At 31.9% G+C, this 2,762-nt stretch carries 2 protein-coding genes; both read left to right on the top strand.

Features of this window, described 5'->3' with window-relative positions:
* Nucleotides 1-34 precede the first annotated feature (34 nt).
* Complete coding sequence (locus DIU01_RS09555) at nucleotides 35-568, top strand: hypothetical protein (protein WP_290833860.1); 534 nt, start codon at nucleotides 35-37, stop codon at nucleotides 566-568.
* Nucleotides 569-615: 47 nt separating this feature from the next.
* Nucleotides 616-2,762, top strand: a 2,147-nt coding sequence (locus DIU01_RS09550) for a hypothetical protein (RefSeq protein WP_290833858.1), incomplete at its 3' end; no start/stop codon positions are given.

The following is a 2,762-nucleotide window of genomic DNA, read 5'->3' as shown; positions in this document are numbered from 1 at the left end:
AATAATAAGCTGACAACAATAAAATAGAAAATATATGAAAAATTTAGTACTTGTTGATTGTAAAAAAACGAATTCATTTAAAAATTTGAAAAGTTTAGATGGAAGAAATTTTATACTAACAATTCTGCTTTTTATTGCTACTGTTGTAAGTGGTTACTCCCAAAACAGTAGAGTGATTGACGTTAATGATTTTCTAAAAAATTCAAATACTGAAGCAACTAAATTAAAAGGCTATTTAACAAACCTAAATCCGTCCGTTTACGTATTTAATGGAGCAATTACAAAGAAAACCGAGAAATCTTTATGTCTTTTTACTGACGTTAAATCTGTTAGATCTATAAACACAATTGGTGTAGATACGAAATCTATTGAATATGTATCGATAAAAATTAATTCAAAAAACGAAATTGTTTCACCTATCGACCTTAGTTTTTTTAGTCAATTTCCAAACTTAAAATACATTGTATTAGAGTTTGAATTTGAAGTGAGTCAATCGGAAGCTCAAAAGTCTATTAGTAAAGCAAGCGAAAATCAATCGGTTTTATATAAAGTTGAAATACAATCATAAACGAAATAATTAAAAAGATGATTGTTAAAATATTAAAGTACATTTTTATGAAAAATACTTACTCGAATTCCAAGTCAATATCAAAATCTAGCTTATTAATAGCTACTTTTTTGATGTTACTTTGTAATATAACTTCTTTATATGGACAAGTTAGAGTTCCTTTTACACAAAGAACATCTGTGTATTCTCCTAATAAGAAAATATACAACATAAAAGGTGATTTTACGATGATTGGTAATACTAATTTAACGTTAGTAAATTATGGTGACAATAATGGAAATAATAACCAAATGCAATATGTTGATATTGATGGAGATTCAAATACATTTAACTCATCATCAGCAAATTTGACATTGTCTTTAGAAAACGGAGCTGTTCCATCTTGTTCAAATATTGTTTATGCTGGTTTGTATTGGACTGGACGATCATCAGATTCTAACCCAAGTAACAACGTATTCACGGTTACAAAAAATAATGTGACCAAAACATTTAACAAGCGAGTTATTTCTTTAAAAGGACCTCAATCCGCAACATATACACAATTTACCGCTGCTCCAACAGATATCTATTACCCTACAACAAATGATGGTTTTATGTATTCTGCTCAAGTAGAGGTTACTGATTATGTTAGAGCTAATGGTGTTGGTAATTATTTTGCCGCAGATATTGCTTTAGTAGAAGGATCTGGTGGTGGAACAGGTTATTATGGCGGTTGGGGATTAATTGTAGTATATGAAAACTCCAAAATGAAATGGAGAGACGTTACAATTTTTGATGGTCACTCTTATGTTGCAGGTGGTGTAACTGCCGATTTTGAAATTCCCGTTTCTGGATTTAATACTGCACAAGCTGGAGCAATTAATATGAAGCTTGGATTGATGGCTGGTGAAGGAGACCGAAATATTGCAGGTGACTTTTTCCAAATAAGAAATTATACTGATACTAACTGGATTACCCTAAACCATGCGGGAAATTCAACTACCAACTTCTTTAATTCATCAATTTTTACTGGAGGAAATACAAGAAATCCTAATTTACTAAATAACACAGGTTTGGACATAAGTATGTTCAATATTCCAAATAATGGAAATAGTATTATTACTAATGGCCAAACTTCAACAAAATTTAGATATGGGACAACCCAAGATACATTTATTATTTTTGGCATTGCTATGTCTGTTGACGCCTATGTTCCTGATGATGAAGGAGTTTTAGTTGCAACTGCTATTAATAATGTGCCAATTACAAATCCAACATATACAACATTACCTGGTGATGAAGTATCATTTAATTTAGGAGTTAAAAATCTTGGTACAGAAGCAATTAACAACTATAAAATAGTAATCCCAATACCATTTAATGCAACTTATGTTCCTGGTTCTGCTGTTGGTACTCCGCTTTTTTCTCCTCTTCCAACTCCAAATAACGTATTTTTTGATGCAACTTTAGGTGCTACAGGTTCAATAGTGTGGGATTTTGGTACTTTACCTTTGCCTGCAAATCCTGATACTTTATTGGCTACATTAACATTTAAGTTAAAAACTACGACCGATTGTGCAATTTTAAGAAACTTAGCGTGCGGTGATAAAGTAAATTTAAATGGTTATACATATGGTTTTGGAGCAGTAACAAACATTCCTGTAGCTAGTAGTCCTTTTATTCAAGGATATCAGCAAAATGGAAATTGTATTGGTGAGCCAATTCCTCAACCATTAGCAATTAAAATAAATGGAACTGATTATGTAAATCAAAACTGTTTGAATCAACCATTGGTAAGAAATTTTTCATACTGTACTTCAAGCACAACAGTAGCTGTTTCAGAAATTGCATCTAATTTCCCACTTGGTTCGACTTTTTATAATGAGTTTCCAATTACGCCAACGTCAATTCAGTATACTGCTACAACACCATTTCCGATCTCATCAGGAACTACAACAACTTTTCATGCTATACCGCCATTTACGACCAATTGTTCTTTCCCTTTTACACTTACAAAATGTGGTGTAATTGTAGCAAATAATGATACTGGAGTTTCTGTAAATGGATTTACCGGAGGAACTTCATTTACAAACGTTCTTGTAAATGATACTTTAAACGGAAATCCTGTTGTTGCGTCTCAAGTAAACACAACCTTTGTTTCTTCAACTAATCCTGGTGTTACTTTATCAGGTACTAATGTTGTAGTTGCGCCTGG

Origin of the sequence: Flavobacterium sp. (assembly GCF_003525665.1) — a bacterium.
Classification (GTDB): Bacteria; Bacteroidota; Bacteroidia; order Flavobacteriales; family Flavobacteriaceae; genus Flavobacterium.
The sequence above is the reverse complement of the archived record's forward strand: the minus strand, read 5'-3'. Positions and strand labels throughout refer to the sequence as shown.